The sequence below is a fragment of the Hydrogenophaga sp. genome, assembly GCF_050250835.1.
In the GTDB taxonomy this organism is placed as follows: Bacteria; Pseudomonadota; Gammaproteobacteria; order Burkholderiales; family Burkholderiaceae_C; genus Hydrogenophaga.
Window position 1 is genome coordinate 120606 of the sequence record NZ_JBFWNX010000006.1, and the last position, 15044, is coordinate 135649.

General features: G+C 65.9%; 16 protein-coding genes. 9 read left to right on the forward strand and 7 right to left on the reverse strand.

Annotated elements, in window-relative coordinates; translation table 11 throughout:
- Positions 1-83: 83 nt before the first annotated feature.
- A complete protein-coding gene (locus AB7F11_RS10050; protein ID WP_428290747.1) occupies positions 84-1943 on the forward strand; it encodes a phosphoenolpyruvate carboxykinase (GTP) in 1860 nt (619 codons plus the stop codon).
- Positions 1944-2007: 64 nt separating this feature from the next.
- Here the strand turns inward: AB7F11_RS10050 and AB7F11_RS10055 are convergent, their stop codons facing one another.
- Entirely contained in the window at positions 2008-2574 is a 567-nt protein-coding gene (locus tag AB7F11_RS10055; protein ID WP_428299977.1) for a hypothetical protein, read from the reverse strand.
- A 106-nt stretch (positions 2575-2680) separates the two neighbouring features.
- Between AB7F11_RS10055 and AB7F11_RS10060 the strand changes: the two genes are divergently transcribed.
- From AB7F11_RS10060 to AB7F11_RS10070, 3 genes are read left to right on the forward strand one after another with little or no spacing between them, the layout of a single operon-like run.
- Positions 2681-3697, forward strand: coding sequence for a LysR family transcriptional regulator (locus AB7F11_RS10060; RefSeq protein WP_428291711.1), 1017 nt, complete (start codon positions 2681-2683; stop codon positions 3695-3697).
- Between the two features lie 14 nt (positions 3698-3711).
- Positions 3712-4554 carry a metallophosphoesterase gene (locus tag AB7F11_RS10065; protein ID WP_428291704.1) on the forward strand — a complete coding sequence of 281 codons (843 nt, stop codon included), beginning with the start codon at positions 3712-3714 and terminating at the stop codon, positions 4552-4554.
- Between the two features lie 23 nt (positions 4555-4577).
- Positions 4578-5000 carry a universal stress protein gene (locus tag AB7F11_RS10070; RefSeq protein ID WP_428291705.1) on the forward strand — a complete coding sequence of 141 codons (423 nt, stop codon included), beginning with the start codon at positions 4578-4580 and terminating at the stop codon, positions 4998-5000.
- Between the two features lie 17 nt (positions 5001-5017).
- Here the strand turns inward: AB7F11_RS10070 and AB7F11_RS10075 are convergent, their stop codons facing one another.
- Positions 5018-5665, reverse strand: coding sequence for a TetR/AcrR family transcriptional regulator (locus tag AB7F11_RS10075; protein WP_428291706.1), 648 nt, complete (start codon positions 5663-5665; stop codon positions 5018-5020).
- Between the two features lie 194 nt (positions 5666-5859).
- Between AB7F11_RS10075 and AB7F11_RS10080 the strand changes: the two genes are divergently transcribed.
- Complete coding sequence (locus AB7F11_RS10080; protein ID WP_428291707.1) at positions 5860-6315, forward strand: fasciclin domain-containing protein; 456 nt, start codon at positions 5860-5862, stop codon at positions 6313-6315.
- 50 nt (positions 6316-6365) lie between these two features.
- Here AB7F11_RS10080 and AB7F11_RS10085 read toward each other — a convergent pair whose 3' ends face one another.
- On the reverse strand, positions 6366-7283 hold the full coding sequence (locus tag AB7F11_RS10085; protein ID WP_428291708.1) for a LysR family transcriptional regulator ArgP: 918 nt from the start codon (positions 7281-7283) through the stop codon (positions 6366-6368).
- Positions 7284-7394: 111 nt separating this feature from the next.
- Here AB7F11_RS10085 and AB7F11_RS10090 point away from each other — a divergent pair, with 111 nt between their 5' ends.
- Positions 7395-8744: a D-amino acid dehydrogenase gene (locus tag AB7F11_RS10090; RefSeq protein ID WP_428291709.1), complete on the forward strand. Its 1350-nt coding sequence runs from the start codon at positions 7395-7397 to the stop codon at positions 8742-8744.
- A gap of 7 nt (positions 8745-8751) precedes the next feature.
- On the opposite strand, the gene AB7F11_RS10095 is transcribed toward AB7F11_RS10090, so the two are convergent.
- The 4 genes from AB7F11_RS10095 to AB7F11_RS10110 all read right to left on the reverse strand — a co-directional run bounded on the left by AB7F11_RS10095 (position 8752) and on the right by AB7F11_RS10110 (position 12870).
- Positions 8752-9645 (reverse strand): M14 family zinc carboxypeptidase, encoded by an 894-nt coding sequence (locus AB7F11_RS10095; protein WP_428299976.1) that lies wholly within the window; start codon positions 9643-9645, stop codon positions 8752-8754.
- Entirely contained in the window at positions 9638-10909 is a 1272-nt protein-coding gene (locus AB7F11_RS10100; protein ID WP_428291087.1) for an acyl-CoA dehydrogenase family protein, read from the reverse strand. The genes AB7F11_RS10095 and AB7F11_RS10100 overlap by 8 nt, the downstream gene beginning before the upstream one ends.
- Before the next feature lie 102 nt (positions 10910-11011).
- Positions 11012-11824: an alpha/beta fold hydrolase gene (locus tag AB7F11_RS10105; protein ID WP_428291088.1), complete on the reverse strand. Its 813-nt coding sequence runs from the start codon at positions 11822-11824 to the stop codon at positions 11012-11014.
- A complete protein-coding gene (locus AB7F11_RS10110; RefSeq protein WP_428299975.1) occupies positions 11821-12870 on the reverse strand; it encodes a peptidase M29 in 1050 nt (349 codons plus the stop codon). The genes AB7F11_RS10105 and AB7F11_RS10110 overlap by 4 nt, the downstream gene beginning before the upstream one ends.
- Positions 12871-12930: 60 nt before the next feature.
- Here AB7F11_RS10110 and AB7F11_RS10115 point away from each other — a divergent pair, with 60 nt between their 5' ends.
- The 3 genes from AB7F11_RS10115 to AB7F11_RS10125 all read left to right on the forward strand — a co-directional run bounded on the left by AB7F11_RS10115 (position 12931) and on the right by AB7F11_RS10125 (position 14886).
- Positions 12931-13452, forward strand: a complete 522-nt coding sequence (locus AB7F11_RS10115) for a flavin reductase family protein (RefSeq protein ID WP_428291090.1) — start codon at positions 12931-12933, stop codon at positions 13450-13452.
- Positions 13453-13571: 119 nt separating this feature from the next.
- Complete coding sequence (locus AB7F11_RS10120; protein WP_428291091.1) at positions 13572-13961, forward strand: MarR family winged helix-turn-helix transcriptional regulator; 390 nt, start codon at positions 13572-13574, stop codon at positions 13959-13961.
- 19 nt (positions 13962-13980) lie between these two features.
- Complete coding sequence (locus AB7F11_RS10125) at positions 13981-14886, forward strand: DMT family transporter (RefSeq protein WP_428291092.1); 906 nt, start codon at positions 13981-13983, stop codon at positions 14884-14886.
- Positions 14887-15044 lie beyond the last annotated feature (158 nt).

Sequence of the window (15044 nt, forward strand, 5' to 3'; positions counted from 1 at the left end):
ACAGCCGCCCCGTCACCCCCCGCGACGAGGCGGCTGTCGGTGTCTTGAGGGCTCGCCGCTTTACAAACTTCTGGAGCCCATCCATGAACTCTCCCGTGATGCAGGGCCTGACCCTCAACACTCCCGCCCATGTGAAGAACGCCCGGCTGGTCGCCTGGGTGGCCGACATGGCCGCACTGTGCAAGCCCGCGCACATCGTCTGGTGCGACGGCAGCGACGAGGAGTACGCGCGCCTGTGCCAGCAACTGGTGGACGCAGGCACCATGAAGCGCCTGAACCCGGTCAAGCGGCCCAACAGCTTCCTGGCCTGCTCCGACCCCTCGGATGTGGCCCGCGTGGAAGACCGCACCTTCATCTGCTCGGAAAAGCAGGAAGATGCCGGCCCGACGAACAACTGGAAAGCCCCGGCCGAGATGCGTGCCACGCTGCAGCCGCTGTTCGACGGCTGCATGCGCGGTCGCACGATGTATGTGATCCCCTTCAGCATGGGCCCGCTGGGCAGCCCGATCGCCCACATCGGAGTGGAGCTCTCTGACAGCGCCTACGTGGCGGTGAACATGAAGCTCATGACGCGCATGGGCAAGGCGGTGTTCGACGTGCTGGGCACCGACGGCGAGTTCGTGCCCTGCGTGCACACCGTGGGCGCACCTTTGGCCGCAGGCGTGACCGACCAGACCGCGTGGCCCTGCAACCCGACCACCAAGTACATCGTCCATTACCCCGAGACGCGCGAGATCTGGAGCTATGGCTCGGGCTACGGTGGCAACGCGCTGTTGGGCAAGAAGTGCTTCGCCCTGCGCATCGCATCCAACATGGGCCGCCAGCAAGGCTGGCTCGCCGAACACATGCTGATCCTGGGCGTGACCAACCCCGAGGGCCGGAAGTACCACGTGGCAGCGGCGTTTCCCAGCGCCTGCGGCAAGACCAACTTCGCGATGCTGATCCCCCCCAAGGGCTTCGAGGGCTGGAAAGTCACCACCATCGGTGACGACATCGCATGGATCAAGCCCCACGCCGATGGCCGGCTCTATGCCATCAACCCTGAGGCAGGCTACTTCGGCGTGGCCCCCGGCACCAACACGCTGACCAACCCCAACTGCATGGCCAGCCTGGACCGCGACGTGATCTTCACCAACGTGGCGCTGACCGACGACGGCGACGTCTGGTGGGAAGGCATGAGCGAGGCCCCGGCGCACGCGATCGACTGGCAGGGCAAGGACTGGACGCCGCAGATCGCCAAGGAAACCGGCGCCAAGGCCGCGCACCCGAATGCGCGCTTCACCGTGGCCGCCACCAACAACCCGGCGCTCGACCCGGCCTGGGACGATCCGGCCGGCGTGCCGATCGACGCCTTCATCTTCGGCGGTCGCCGCTCCACCACCGTGCCGCTGGTGACGGAGGCTCGCAACTGGACCGAAGGCGTCTACATGGCCGCCACCATGGGATCGGAGACGACGGCCGCTGCGTTCGGTGCGCAAGGCGTGGTGCGCCGCGACCCGTTCGCCATGCTGCCGTTCACAGGCTACAACATGAGCGACTACTTCCAGCACTGGCTGAATCTGGGCAATCGTCTGGCCAGCCAGGGTGCGAAGCTGCCCGGCATCTTCTGCGTGAACTGGTTCCGCAAGGACGAGACCGGCAAATTCGTCTGGCCCGGCTTTGGCGAAAACATGCGCGTGCTCAAGTGGATGATCGACCGCCTGGAAGGCCATGCGCAACAAGGCGTCGAGCATGCGTTCGGCGTGAGCCCGCGTTATGAAGACATCCAGTGGAACGGCCTGGACTTCTCAGTCGACCAGTACCGCACGGTGACCCACATCGACCGGGCTGCCTGGACCAAGGAACTGGAGCTGCACAGCGAGCTGTTCGCCCAGCTCGCCCACCACCTGCCACGCGAACTGCAGGACACCAAGGCGCAGATCGAAAAACGCCTGGCCGCCTGAACCACCACGCACCCATGAAAAAGCCACCGCATGCGGTGGCTTTTTTCTGGGAGCGGCTCGATGCTCAGATGAAGCGGTGCAGCATCGCCTGGCGGGTGCGGAACTCGACCCAACGGTCCCAGGTCGAGCCTTCATCGGCAGGTGCCTTCGCCGCCAGGTCCATCCCCAGCGGTGCCAGCGCTTCGCTGAAATCCGTGTGGCCAGTGCCCACCAGTTCGTCCTCGGCGGCGTCGGCACGCGAGCGGGCCAGCGTCAGTTCGCTCATCAGGCGAGGATCGCGGCGGGCCAGTTCCCACATGCGCATCTCTGCGCGGGCCTCGGCCAACGACTGCGACCAACTGTCGAGATGGACGCCAGCGCGACGGGCCATGGAGCGGGCGGCTCCGGCGAACAGCGCCAGTCCCGCAAACACCACCACCCACAGCAGCACCCACGCCAGGAAGAGGTGCTCGTCGGCCCAGGTGTTGATCAGTTGATCGGCCAGCACGACCATGCCTGCGACCATTGCGGCAAGCAGAAGGCCTGCCAGGCCGCGCGTACCCGCGAAGCGGCTGCTTGCTTCGTTGCGCGCCGAACCGGCTGCGGCGCTCAGCCCCAGAGGGGAGGAATGGGTGGATGCGAAACTGCTCATGGCGAACTCCTGAAAAGGGCAAAACGTCTTTTGGACAACGCAATACTAGGGTAAACCCCAATTTCTTGCCAATTTATTCTTGTGATGACTTACATTCACAAGGGTGATAAATAACCTCAACTTTCGCACGCTCGACCTCAACCTGCTGCGCGTGTTCGACGAGGTGATGGCCGAGCGGAACCTCACACGAGCGGCGCACAACCTCGCCATGACCCAGCCTGCGGTGAGCAACGCCCTGCGCCGACTGCGCGTGGTGGTGGGCGACGAGCTGGTGCATCGCGCCGGATATGGCGTAGAGCCAACGCCGGCCGCGCTGGCGCTGTGGCCCACCGTGCGCGATGCGTTGCATCTGTTGCGTGAGTCACTGGCACCGGGCACCTTCGAGCCGGGCAGCGCGCGCAACGCCTTCGTGCTGGCCATGGCCGACGCCACGGCCGCCAAGCTCGTGCCCGGCCTCATGGACATTTTTGAAAGCGATGCGCCAGGGGCCAACCTGCGTGTGCTACCGCTGACCACGCGCGACCCGCGGGAGATGCTCGAATCCGGTCTGGCTGACCTCGCCATCGGCCACTTCCCGGGTGTGCTGGCAGAGCTGGGCGCCCTGCATCTGCAAGAACGCAACCCACACTTCCTTCATCAGCGGCTCTACGACGGCGAGTACGTGGTGGTCATGCGGCGCGGCCATCCCCTGGCGGGTCAGGCCATCAGCCTGGACACCTACTGTGCGGCGCGCCACCTGCTGGTGAGTTTTTCGGGTCGCCCCTTCGGTTTTGTGGATGAGGCCCTGGCTGCCTTGTCGCGCCAGCGCAGGGTGGTGCTGACGGTGAATCAGTTCTTCACCGCCGGGCGGGTGGTGGCCAACACCGATTTGCTGACCGTGCTACCGCGCCACTTCGTGGGCGCCACCGGCATGGAGGAAGAGCTGGCCATGTGCGAACTGCCCCTGGCCGTGCCTGCCGTTCACGTGGATGCCCTGTGGCACCGCAACGCCACGCACAACGGTGCGCACCGCTGGCTGCGCCAGACGGTGGAGCGGGCGTCGGCCATCGGGTTTCGGGCCACCAGGCCCAACGACGCGCCTGCAGCGAAGCGCTCCCGCAGGCGCCCTGCCTCGAAACCCTGATCGACAATGCCCGCATGAACATCCAGTTGCTCAGCGACCTGCACCTCGAGGCCAACCCCGATTTCGTTCCTGAACATGCCCCGGGCGCCGATCTGCTCGTGCTCGCGGGCGATGTGGGGTCCTACCAGATGCGCCGCGACGGCACCGCCATGGAGGAGCCGGACTGGGGCTTGCGCCGTTTCGCTCACTGGCCGGTGCCAGTGCTGTTCGTGCCGGGCAACCATGAGTACGATGCGCTCGACGTGGACCAAGCGCACGGCGACTTGCGGGCGGCCTGCGAGCGCCTCGGATTGCACTGGCTGGAGCGCGAGACGCTGGTGATGGAGGGCGTGAGGTTCGTGGGCACCACGCTGTGGAGCGACTACGACGTGCTCGGCGATCGCCAGAAGGCCTTCCGCGTGGCCAATCACTACCTGACCAAGATGGCAGGTCAGCGCAACGGACGCCTGTTTGATGCCGAGGCCATGCGCGAACTGGCGCTGGATTGCCAGCGCTGGCTGCGCGCTGCTCTCGCGGAGCACTTCGACGGTGCGACGGTGGTGGTCACGCATTTCGCTCCCACGCTGCACAGCATGGATCCCCGCTACGGCCCGAGCCCTGGCACAGCGGGGTTCTGCAATGCGCTGGACACCTGGCTGCCGCGCGCCGATCTCTGGTTGCATGGCCATCTGCACTGCCCTACGGACGTCCAGGTCGGGCCGTGCCGCATCGTGGCCAATCCGCTGGGCTACAGCGACAAGAACGAGCAGGCGGGCTTCGTCCCGCGCCAGTTGATCCAGGTGCCTGCCCCGGCCACCAAGCATTCCCTTGAGCCAGCGCAAAGTCCATCGCTACTCAGGTCTTACACTGAGCCTTGACCCATCTTGACCAGGAGACCTTCATGAAGATTCTGCTCGCTGTCGACGGCAGCACCTACACCAAGAAGATGCTGGCCTATCTGGCCACGCACGACGAGCTTTTCGGCCCGACCAACGACTTCACGTTGCTCACGGTGCAGCCGCCGCTTCCCCCGCGTGCGCGTGCGGCGGTGGGCGCCGACGTGGCCAACGAGTACTACGCCGACGAAGCCGGGAAGGTCACCTCACCCACGGTGAAGTTCCTCAAGCGCCACGGCATTGATGCCAAGGTGTTGCACAAGATCGGCTCGCCTGGCGAGCTGATTGCCAAGGTCGCCGATGCAGGCAAGTTTGACATGCTGATGATGGGCTCCCATGGCCACGGGTCGTTGGGCAACCTGGTGATGGGCTCGGTGGCCACGCAGGTGCTTGCACACTGCGGCGTGCCGGTCCTGCTGGTGCGCTAAAGCACTTCGCACTTCGGTCAGCGCGACCGAAGGCCTTCGAAGCAGGTGCCGAGCACCATGTCGATGATCTGCTCGCTGCTGTACTGGCCGTGGCTCTTGAGGAAACCGAGCACCGGATCGCAGGCCCGCGCATAAAGGGTGTAGAGCACAGCAATGGGTGGCAGCGCGTTGTTCAGGCTGCCGTCGGCCTGGGCTGCGGTGATCCATGCGCCAAGCCGGTCGCTCACATCCATGAGCCCGTCCACATAGGCCTTGTTCGTCGTAAGCGATGCGCGCAGGCTGGAGTTTTCACTTGGCAGCGATGGCATCTCACCGGCCAGTTGCACCTCCATCGTCCACCGAGCCACTGCGCGCAATTGATCCATAGGGCTGGCCTGCGCGTTGCCGCCCTGCAGGCTGTCGAGAAACGCACGGGCACGGTCCATCACGCGCACCATGGCCGCCGCCGCGAGGTCTTCCTTGCTGGGGAAATGCTTGTAGAGGCTGGCTTTGGCGATGCCGACTTCGGCCGCCACTTCGTCCACCGTCATCGCGTCAAAGCCCTTTTCGGCCAACAGGCGATTCACCGCCGAAATGATCGCGTCCTCGCGTGCCAGGTGCATCTGCTGGCGGAAGCTGCGTTTCTGGGGCGTTTCGGCGGTGGATTTTTGGACTGCGCTGGTCATGGACAACCTTTTGGTAGGCCTCGGATTCTGCCCGATATTGACGAAGCCGTCGATATCCCTACCGAAAAGTTATGTTACAGACTAATCAGTATCTTTTTTCCCGTGTGAGTATAGGATGCACACAGAAACGCACTCCGCGTTTTTTTGCCCGCGTTCTTCCCTTGTCTCCCTCCAACCTTTCCAAGGACCTCACCATGAAAAAGACCCTCATCGCATCTCTGCTGGCCTTCGGTGCACTCGGCTCAGCGCAGGCCGCCGACATCGTCGACACGGCCGTGGCGGCCGGCTCCTTCAAGACCCTGGTCGCGGCGGTTCAGGCCGCCGGCCTGGTCGACACGCTCAAAGGTCCGGGCCCGTTCACGGTGTTCGCACCCACGGATGAAGCCTTTGCCAAGATCCCCAAGGCCCAGCTGGATGCCCTGCTGAAGGACAAAGCCGCACTGACCAAGGTGCTGACCTACCACGTGGTGCCGGGCAAGGTCATGGCGGCAGACGTGAAAGCCGGCATGGTCAAGACTGTGCAGGGAAGTTCGATCACCGTGGCCACCATGGGCGGCGTGAAGGTGGACGCCGCCAACGTGGTCAAGACCGACATCGCGACCGACAACGGCGTGATCCACGTGATTGATAGCGTGATCATGCCCAAGTAAGTCAGCGCCCGCTGACAACAGGCCCCGCATTTTCGGGGCCATTTTTTTGTTCAGGCGGGCGCACGCAGATTGGCCGCTGCCGCGGTGCGCAAGGCCGAGCTCAAGGCGTCCAGCACGTCGGAGCTCAGATTCCAGCAGTGCCAGTACAAGGCCACGCCGAGCTGCTGGCGCGGCGCGAGATTGACCAGCTCACCGCTGGCCACTTGGTCGCGCACCCGCAACTCCGGGAGCACGCTCACGCCCCAGCCGCCGAGCACGGCCCGCACCTGCCCTTCGCTGGAGGGCACGAAGAGTTGCTTGAGCATGACCCGAGACAAGCCAAACGCCTTGGCCACGAAGCTGTGTTGCAGGTTGTCCTTGCGGTTGAAGGCCACGAAGGGCAACTGGTGGAAGTTGTGTGCGTTCAATCCCGTGGGGCAATGTTGGGCGGCGTAGTCCGCCTGCGCCACGGCGATGTAGTCCATCGAGCCCAGCGCCTCCATGCGGCAACCCCGCAGCGCCTGTCCGAGTGAGGTCACGCACCCCAGCACCTGGCCTTCGCGCAGCCACTCATGGGTGAATTCCTGATCGTCGGTGATGATCTCGATTGGCAGGCCGTGACGGGCGAGCTCATCGAGTGCCGGCAACGCCCAGGTGGCGATGCTGTCGGCGTTGATGGCCACCGAAATGCGCTCTTCCTCTCGGCCTCCACCCGTGGAACTGGGAGCGAGCTCCTTCAGGTCCTTTTCGAGGTCGGCGCGCAGCAACCGCATCATCTTCGCGTGCTTGAGCATGAGTTGGCCAGCCGCCGTGGGCTTGAGCGGTCGGCTTCGCACGATCAGCACCGTGCCCACCTGTGCTTCCAATGCCCGCAGGCGCTGGGAGACGGCCGACTGGGTGATCGACAGGCGCTGCGCGGCCCGCTCGAATCCACCCTCCTCGATGATGGCAGCCAGGCATTCCAGCGCGTCGGGATCAAAGGTGCTCATGGCGATTTATAAGCTGTTCTGATGCCGAATATTTTAGTTTAATTGCGCTTCACTTACAGCCGGGTTTTTCCCATACTTGCGGCCAAATTCATTCATTTTTTGGAGCAGGCCATGCAAGTCACGGTATTGGGCGCGGGCATCATCGGGGTCAGCACCGCCTGGCACTTGCTGCAGCGCGGTCACGAAGTCACGCTGGTGGACCGGCAGAACAACGCAGCGCTGGAAACCAGCTTTGCCAACGCTGCACAGATTTCGGTGAGCTACTGCGAGCCCTGGGCCAACCGTGAGGCGCCGCTCAAGACGCTGAAGTGGATGTTTTCCGACGAATCTCCGCTGCTGTTCCGGCCGCAGCTGGACTGGGCGCAATGGCGCTGGGGCCTGCAGTTCCTCGCCGAATGCAACGACGCGGCGTTCGTGCGCAACGTGGCGCAACTGGTGGCGCTGGGCGCCTACAGCCACGCCGCCCTGAAAGAGGTGGTGAACGAGACCCGCATCGAATACGACCGGCTTGAGCGCGGCATCGCGCACTACTACACAGACCAGAAATCCTTCGACGGTGCGGCCAGCGCCGCCGCCGTGATGCAGCGCTTTGGCGTGCAGCGCAGCGTGATTTCACGCGACGAGTTGCTGGCGATCGAGCCGGCGCTCAAGGCCTTTGCCGGCCGCATCGTGGGCGGCACCTACACCAAGACCGACGAATCTGGCGATGCACGGGTGTTCACCCAGAAGCTGGCGGAATTGTGCGGCGAGCGCGGCGCGCGGCTGATGTTTGGTCACGACATCGAACGCATCGAGAGCGACGGCAGCGAAGTGCGCCAGGTGCGCGTGCGCGACCGCGCCACCGGCAAAGGCCACACGCTCAAGGCCGACGCCTTCGTCGTGGCCTGCGGCTCCTACACCACGCCCCTGCTCAAAGCGGTCGGTTTGCAGGTGCCGATCTACCCGGGCAAGGGTTACAGCGCCACGCTGCCGCTCAAGCGCCCTCAGGACGCACCGAGCGTGAGCATGATCGACGACCAGATGAAGTGCGCCATCTCGCGCCTGGGCGACCACCTGCGCGTGGCCGGCACCATCGAACTGGGCGGCTTCGATCTCTCGCTCGACACGCCGCTGGCACGCAAGCGCTGCGAGATGCTGGTGCGCCGCATCGAGCAGGTGTTTCCCGGCGTGGCCGACACTCGCACCCCGGAGGAAGGGGGCAACCCGAGTTTCTGGTGTGGCCTGCGCCCGGCCACGCCGACCAACATCCCGCTGATTGGCCGCACGAAGCTGCGCCGCCTGTGGGTCAATGCCGGCCACGGCACGCTCGGCTGGACGCACGGCGCCGGTTCGGGCAAGGCCCTGGCCGAACTCATCAGCGGCGAGCAGCCCGCCATGAATTTCGGTTTCTATGGCATGGACTCGCGCGCCGGGTCCGCCTCGACCCGCGTGGCCGCGCGCCTGCAGACCGACCGGGTCTGACGCAACTTCAGCCCGGCCGGCCGGGTCGAAATGGCGGGCCGGGCGCCACGGTGGGCGCGATGCGCTCGCCCATCCAGCGCAGCAGGTCCATCCACATCTGGCGCAACTCGGCGTCCAGCGGCGTGCGAAAGGCGTTGGGCAGTTCCACGGTCACCACCGGCATGCCCTGGTGCACGCCCCCGTAGTGGCCCAGGCTGCCGGGGAAGATGCCCACCTGGTCCAGATAGAGACGCCCGAGCTGCGGTGGCGGCACGCCGGGACCATCGAAATCGAGCACGCCATAGGGCGCGTGGATGCTAACGATGAGGTGGGGCTGGAAACGTGCCATCTCTTTGTGCAGGAACCGCGACTCGGGCTCGGAAAGCGGGCTCGGCCCGGGCCAGCGGCGGGGGTCCTTGCGCGTGCGTTGCTCCCAGTAGACCTTGGCATCGCGTTTCCAGTTCGGCGTGGGAAAGTTGCGGTTGAGGTCGACACCACGTGCATTGGTGCGACGCGCCGGCTGGGCCAGCAGACCATCGGGATTGAGCGCGGGCAGGAAGCGCCAGTGGGCGTTGGCGGGGGTTTGCACCGCATGCTGAATCCAGTGCAGCGCGACCGAGGCCGACGACAATTCATCCCCATGCATGGCTCCCACCACCAGCACGCGCAGGCGCGAATCGGGCCCGACGACATCTCGCGCGTACAGGCGTCGGCCTTGCACCGAACGGCCGTCGGTGGGTTTGAGCGCCGCGGCTTCGCACAAGGCCTGCTGGAGATTCGGCAGTCGCGCCACCAGGGCGGCGCAGGGTGACGGATCTTGTTCGTGCGGTGCCACCCCCATGCCGCGCGGAGCGGCGTGCGCACCCATCGCGCCCAGCCCTAACAGCAGTGCGAGCAGCGCCGAGCGGGCCATCTCACTCATCGCGCTCACCGGCCTCGTACAAGGTTTCACGACCCATCCGGTCCAGGATGAGCTCGGCCGTCCAGGGCAACATGAGCGCGCCACAGCGGCTGTCGCGGTACATCTGCTCCAGCGGCAGGTGCTTCATCATGCTCTGGCCACCGCAGGTGCGGATGGCCAAGCGTGCGATGTCGTTGGCGCCCTCCATCACGCTGTAGTGCGCCGCGTAAAGGCGCAGCTTCTCGTCCTTCGACGGGTTGGGACGCGCTTCGGTGATGGCCCGGGCGAAGATGCTCTTCATGTTCTCCAGCTGGATGCGCATCTGCGCCACCGCGATCTGTTTGGTGGGGTACTGGCGGCGCTTGACCGGGGGCTCGCCAGGCACCTCGCCGCGCAGGTACTTCACGGTGAAATCGTAGGCGGCGTTGGCCAGGCCGAGGTAGGTGGGGGAGAGTGTGAAAAACATGGCAGGCCAGGTCTGCGCACCCTTGAAGTAGATGCCGCGCGGCATGAGCTGCTCGGCGTCGCTCACGAACACGTCCTTGAAGGCGAGGTTGCGGCTGACGGTGCCTCGCATGCCCAGCGGGTCCCACTCGCCGCTGATGGAAAAGCCGGCGGCAGTGGCGGGCACGCTGATGTAAAGCGTATCGCGCGCATCGGGGTGGTCGTCGCCTTTGTCCTCGGTGCAGAGGATGCCGTAGTAGTCCGCTGCGCCCGAGAGGCTGGCGAAGATCTTGCGACCGTTGACGAGCCAGCCCCCTTCGACTTTTTTCGCCGTGGTGCCGAAAGGCGCGCGGCCGGCGGCGGCTGCGCTGCCTTCGCTGAAGGGCTGGGCGTAGATGGCGCCGTCGTTCACGATGCGGCGAAAGTGCAATTCGCGCCGCGCCAGGTGCTCGCCACGCTCGGCCTCGGTCATGGGAATTCCATCGGCCAGCACGCCTGTCCACATGGTGCTGCAGATGTGCATGTTCCAGGTCAGCGCGGTCGCACCGCAGTAACGCCCGATTTCGGCCGCCACCATCATGTAGGTGGCGTAGTCGGCGCCGAGGCCGCCGTGCGCGGTGGGCACGCACAGCTTGAGGAAGCCGGCCTCGCGCAAGTCCTTGTAGTTTTCAAACGGAAAACTGGCCTCGCGGTCCCATTGGGCAGTGCGCTTGGCAAAGCGGTCATTGCCAAGCGCGTGGGCGCGGGTCAGCAACTCTTGCTGCAGCGCCGTGAACGGAAGGTCGCCCACAGCGGGCGTGAAATCGAGACCAGTGGCGTTGGCGGGCAAGGGCTTGTTCATGATCAAGCCTCCTGCCGAGGCGCCTCAACGGAGGCTTGCGCCCCCTTGGGAGGCAGAGAGAACACGAAGTGTCGGACGTGGGGGCTCATGGAGGTCTCCAGCTCAGTGGGTGCCGTGAGTCGCCACGGGCAGGGGCTCGCGCAGAAAGTCGATGAGCAGGGCATCGAATTCGTCGGGCGCTTCCAGGTTCATGAGGTGACCGATGCCGGCGATCTCGGCATAACGCGACAGCGGAATCGACTGCGCCATCTGCTTCAGCACAGCCGGCGAGGCGATACGGTCGAACTCGCCGCCGATGAGCAGGGTGGGGACGCGGATGCTGGCGAGTTCCTGCTGGCGGTCGAAAGTGACGAGGCAGTCGAGCGCACGGCGATAGGTGGCCGAGGGCACGCTGGACATGCAGTGCTCCGCCAGGCGCAGGCCTTCAGGCAACGCGCCGGGGCCCACCATCTGCGGAACGAGCTTTTGCGCCACGTCGGCCATGGTCTTGCCGGCGTCCAGCGGCGCGGTGCGCTGGGCAACGAACGCGCGCGCCCATGCGTCGGCGCTGCGGCCATCGGTGCGTTTGCCAAATACGGCCGAGGTGCCGCAGAGCACCAGGCGGTTCACGCGGTCGGGCCGGCGGGCCACCACTTCCTGCGCCACCATGCCGCCCATGCTGTGGCCAAGCAGGGCCACATGTTCGCACTGCAGTGCGTCGATGAGGTCCACGCAACTTTGCGCCAGTCCCTTGAACGTATACGGCTCGATGGGTGCGCTGTGACCATAGCCAGGCATGTCCCAGGCCACGGCGCGAAATCCCGCGTTGGCCAGCGTTTCCACCTGCGGCGAGAAAGCCAGGTGACCACCGCCGATGCCGTGCAGCATGAGCACGGTGGGGCCGCTGCCGAGCATGGTGAAAGCGGGTGCGGTCATGGCACGACCTGACCCGCGTCGATGACGGTCCGGCCATCGAGTGTCACGGTGCAATGGCGCAGGGGAAAGTCGAAGTGGCCGCGCGTGTGGCGCCCGGCCACTTCGTTGGCGCCTGTGCTGTAGAGGAAGTTGCCAGCGAAGGCGCGCAGCTCGGTGCCGTTGAAGTCGCGCTTGTCGTAGAGCGCCATGCTGTCCCAGCGGGCGGCATCGTTCAGTCCGTAGCCCACATGACTCACGGCGTAGGCTTCCTTTTCGTTCCACGCCGCGAAGTGGCTGCGCAACAGCTCGGCATCGACCCCGCGGCCGTCGATGCGGGTCACATGATCGTCTGCGATGGTGAGCGTGATGGCTCGCTCGATGTAGCGCTTGAAGGTCAGGTTCACATCGCCCTCGGCGAGCACCAGCGTGCCGTTGACGCTGCCCGCCGCCGGAAACGCCAGCACCAGCCCGCCCGGCCAGTGGGTGAGCGTGCCGGGGCGGATGGTGCTGCCCCAGTTGCCACCCACCACTGCGTCCTGGAGCGAGATCGACAGGTCGGTGCCTGCGGCGGACGTGACGCGCATGGATTGGGCGCCGCGCACACGCTTGATGTGGTCCTTCACGCGCGCCTCGGTGGCGTCGTCGGGCAACAGGCGCGCCAGCGCCTCGGGGTGCTCGTTGCTCACATACACGATGCGCGGCTGTGAGGTGCCGTTGCCTTGGAGGATCGACGGCAGTTCGGGCGCGTGCATCAGGCCCTCGACAGTGCAGTCCACCACCAGCACACAGCCCGCGAGTGCCGCGATCACCGGAGCGAGTTGCTGGATCGCCGGACTTGCCCCGGTGGACCGGGAGACCGGCTCGCTGGCACTGAACACCGAAGGCAGCGTGAGCGTGAACGACCGGGCTCCGAGACGCGCCGCAGCAAGCCTGGCCAGTTCCAGCAGCACCGGCCGGCTCTGGGTTTCGCCGAGAATGGCCACGGTGTCGCCCGGCTGAAGAGCGCAGCGGCGAAGCATGGTTTCAAAGGCGTCGATCCAGGCGGGTTCGGTCCGCTCCTGCAGCATGAGGTCTCCTTTTCGTCGGCGTCTTGCCATTATTCATGAATTTTCATATAAATTCCAACCATGTCCCCCGCACGTTCCGCCGGCCTTCAGGCCCAGCCACCCGATTTTTCGGTGCATGAGTTTCGCGCCTCGCTGGGCATGTTTGCCACGGGTGTGACGATCGTGACTGCACGCACCGACGCCGGCGAACTGGTGGGGCTCACCGCCAACTCGTTCAACTCGGTCTCGCTCAACCCACCGCTGGTGCTCTGGAGCCTGGGTCAGGCGGCCGGCTCGCTGGCGGTGTTTTCCAACGGCCGGCACTACGCCATCAATGTGCTCGCGGCCGACCAGCAGTCGCTGGCCGAGCGCTTCGCCACGCGCGGCACCGACCGGTGGACTGGCGTGGGCTTCAGCACCGGCCCCAGCGGCGCACCCCTGCTGGACGGCGCGGCCGCCAGCTTCGAGTGTTTCAACCGCAGCCAGTACGCCGAAGGCGATCATGTGATCTTCGTCGGCGAAGTCGAGCGCTGCAGCCACCGAGCTGACGCGTCGCCACTGCTGTTCCACGGCGGCCGCTTCTACGCTGAGCATCCGTTGTGAGCAAAGTGAGGCCCGCCGCGGGGCCGCCTCGAAGGCGGGCCCGGCCCCCTCGGGGGGCGGCGACCCGCGAAGCGGCGGAGCGAGGGGGCGCCCGTTTCGTCGACGAGTACCTGGGGTACTTGTTGGGGCAAGCCAACCACTCCCTGTTCAAAGACTTCGACAACATCGTGCGCGAGGCCGGCCTGGGCTCTCTGGAGTGGCGGGTGATGGCGGTGCTCGATTCGCAGGCACCGATCAGCGTGGGCCAGCTCACGCAAGACGTGTTGAGCCTTCAACCCACGGTGACCAAGCTGGTGCAGCGCCTGGCGGCGCAGGGATGGGTGACGCTGCGCGACGACCCGGCCGACCAGCGCCGCACGCTGGTGGCCATCACGCCAGCGGGGCAGAAAAAGGTGGCGCCTCTGATCGTCCAGGCGCGCGCCCATGAAGCCACCGTGGTGGCCGGCCTGAGCACGGCCGAGGTGCGCCGGCTCAAGGAACAGCTGCGCCGCCTGGCGCACTCTGGCTGAGCACCGACAATCCTTGCCCATGACCGCTGCCCTCACCCAACGCAAGGCCCATCTCGATGCCCTGGCCATCACACTGCTCATTCTGTGCTGTGCCTTCTGGGGCTTCCAGCAGATCCTGATCAAGTTTGCGGTGAAAGAAATCCCGCCGCTGTGGCAAGCCTCGCTGCGCATGTGGGGCGCCACCGCTCTGCTCTGGGTCTGGTGCGTGGCGCGCGGGGTGCCGCTGTTCCAGCGCGACGGCACGTTGCGCGCCGGCGTGCTGGCCGGCCTGTTGTTCGCCGGCGAGTTCTGCTTCATCTACCTCGGCCTGATGCACACCAGCGCTTCACGCCTGACCGTGTTTCTCTACACCAGCCCCTTTGTGGTGGCGATCCTGCTGCCCCGCGTGGTGCCAGGCGAGCACCTGCGCCGCGTTCAATGGATCGGGCTGGTGATCGCCTTCTCGGCCGTGGCCATCGCCTTCAGCGAAGGCTTCCTGCACAGCTCGCCGGTGGCGGGCCAGTGGCGCGGCGACCTGATGGGGCTGGCAGCCGGCCTGCTGTGGGGCCTGACCACGCTCACCATCCGTGCCACGCGCCTGACCAGCGCGAGCGCCGAGAAGACCCTGTTCTACCAGCTCGCCGTCACCGCGCTGGTGGCGCCGCTGCTGTCGCTGGCGCTGGGCGAGCCGTGGGCCTGGGACTATTCCGGCATGGCCTGGGGTTCGGTGGTGTTGCAGACCGCGGTGGGCGCTTTCGCCAGCTACCTCACGTGGATGTGGATGCTGCGCCACTACCCGGCCACGCAGATGTCGACTTTCACGTTTCTCACGCCGGTGTTTGCGCTGGTGTTCGGCATTGTGCTGCTGGGCGAGCCGCTCACGCCGCAGCTGGTGGTGGCGCTGGCGGGCGTGGCGGCGGGGATCGTGCTGGTGTCCAGGCGCTGAACGCGGGGCCCTTCGACAGGCTCAGGGCGAACGGGACGACAGGCTCAGGGCGAACGGGACGACTGCCTCAGGGCGAACGGGACGACAGGCTCAGGGCGAACGGGACGACAGGCTCAGCACGAACGGGACGCTCCCTCGGAACGGACGGGACGACTGCC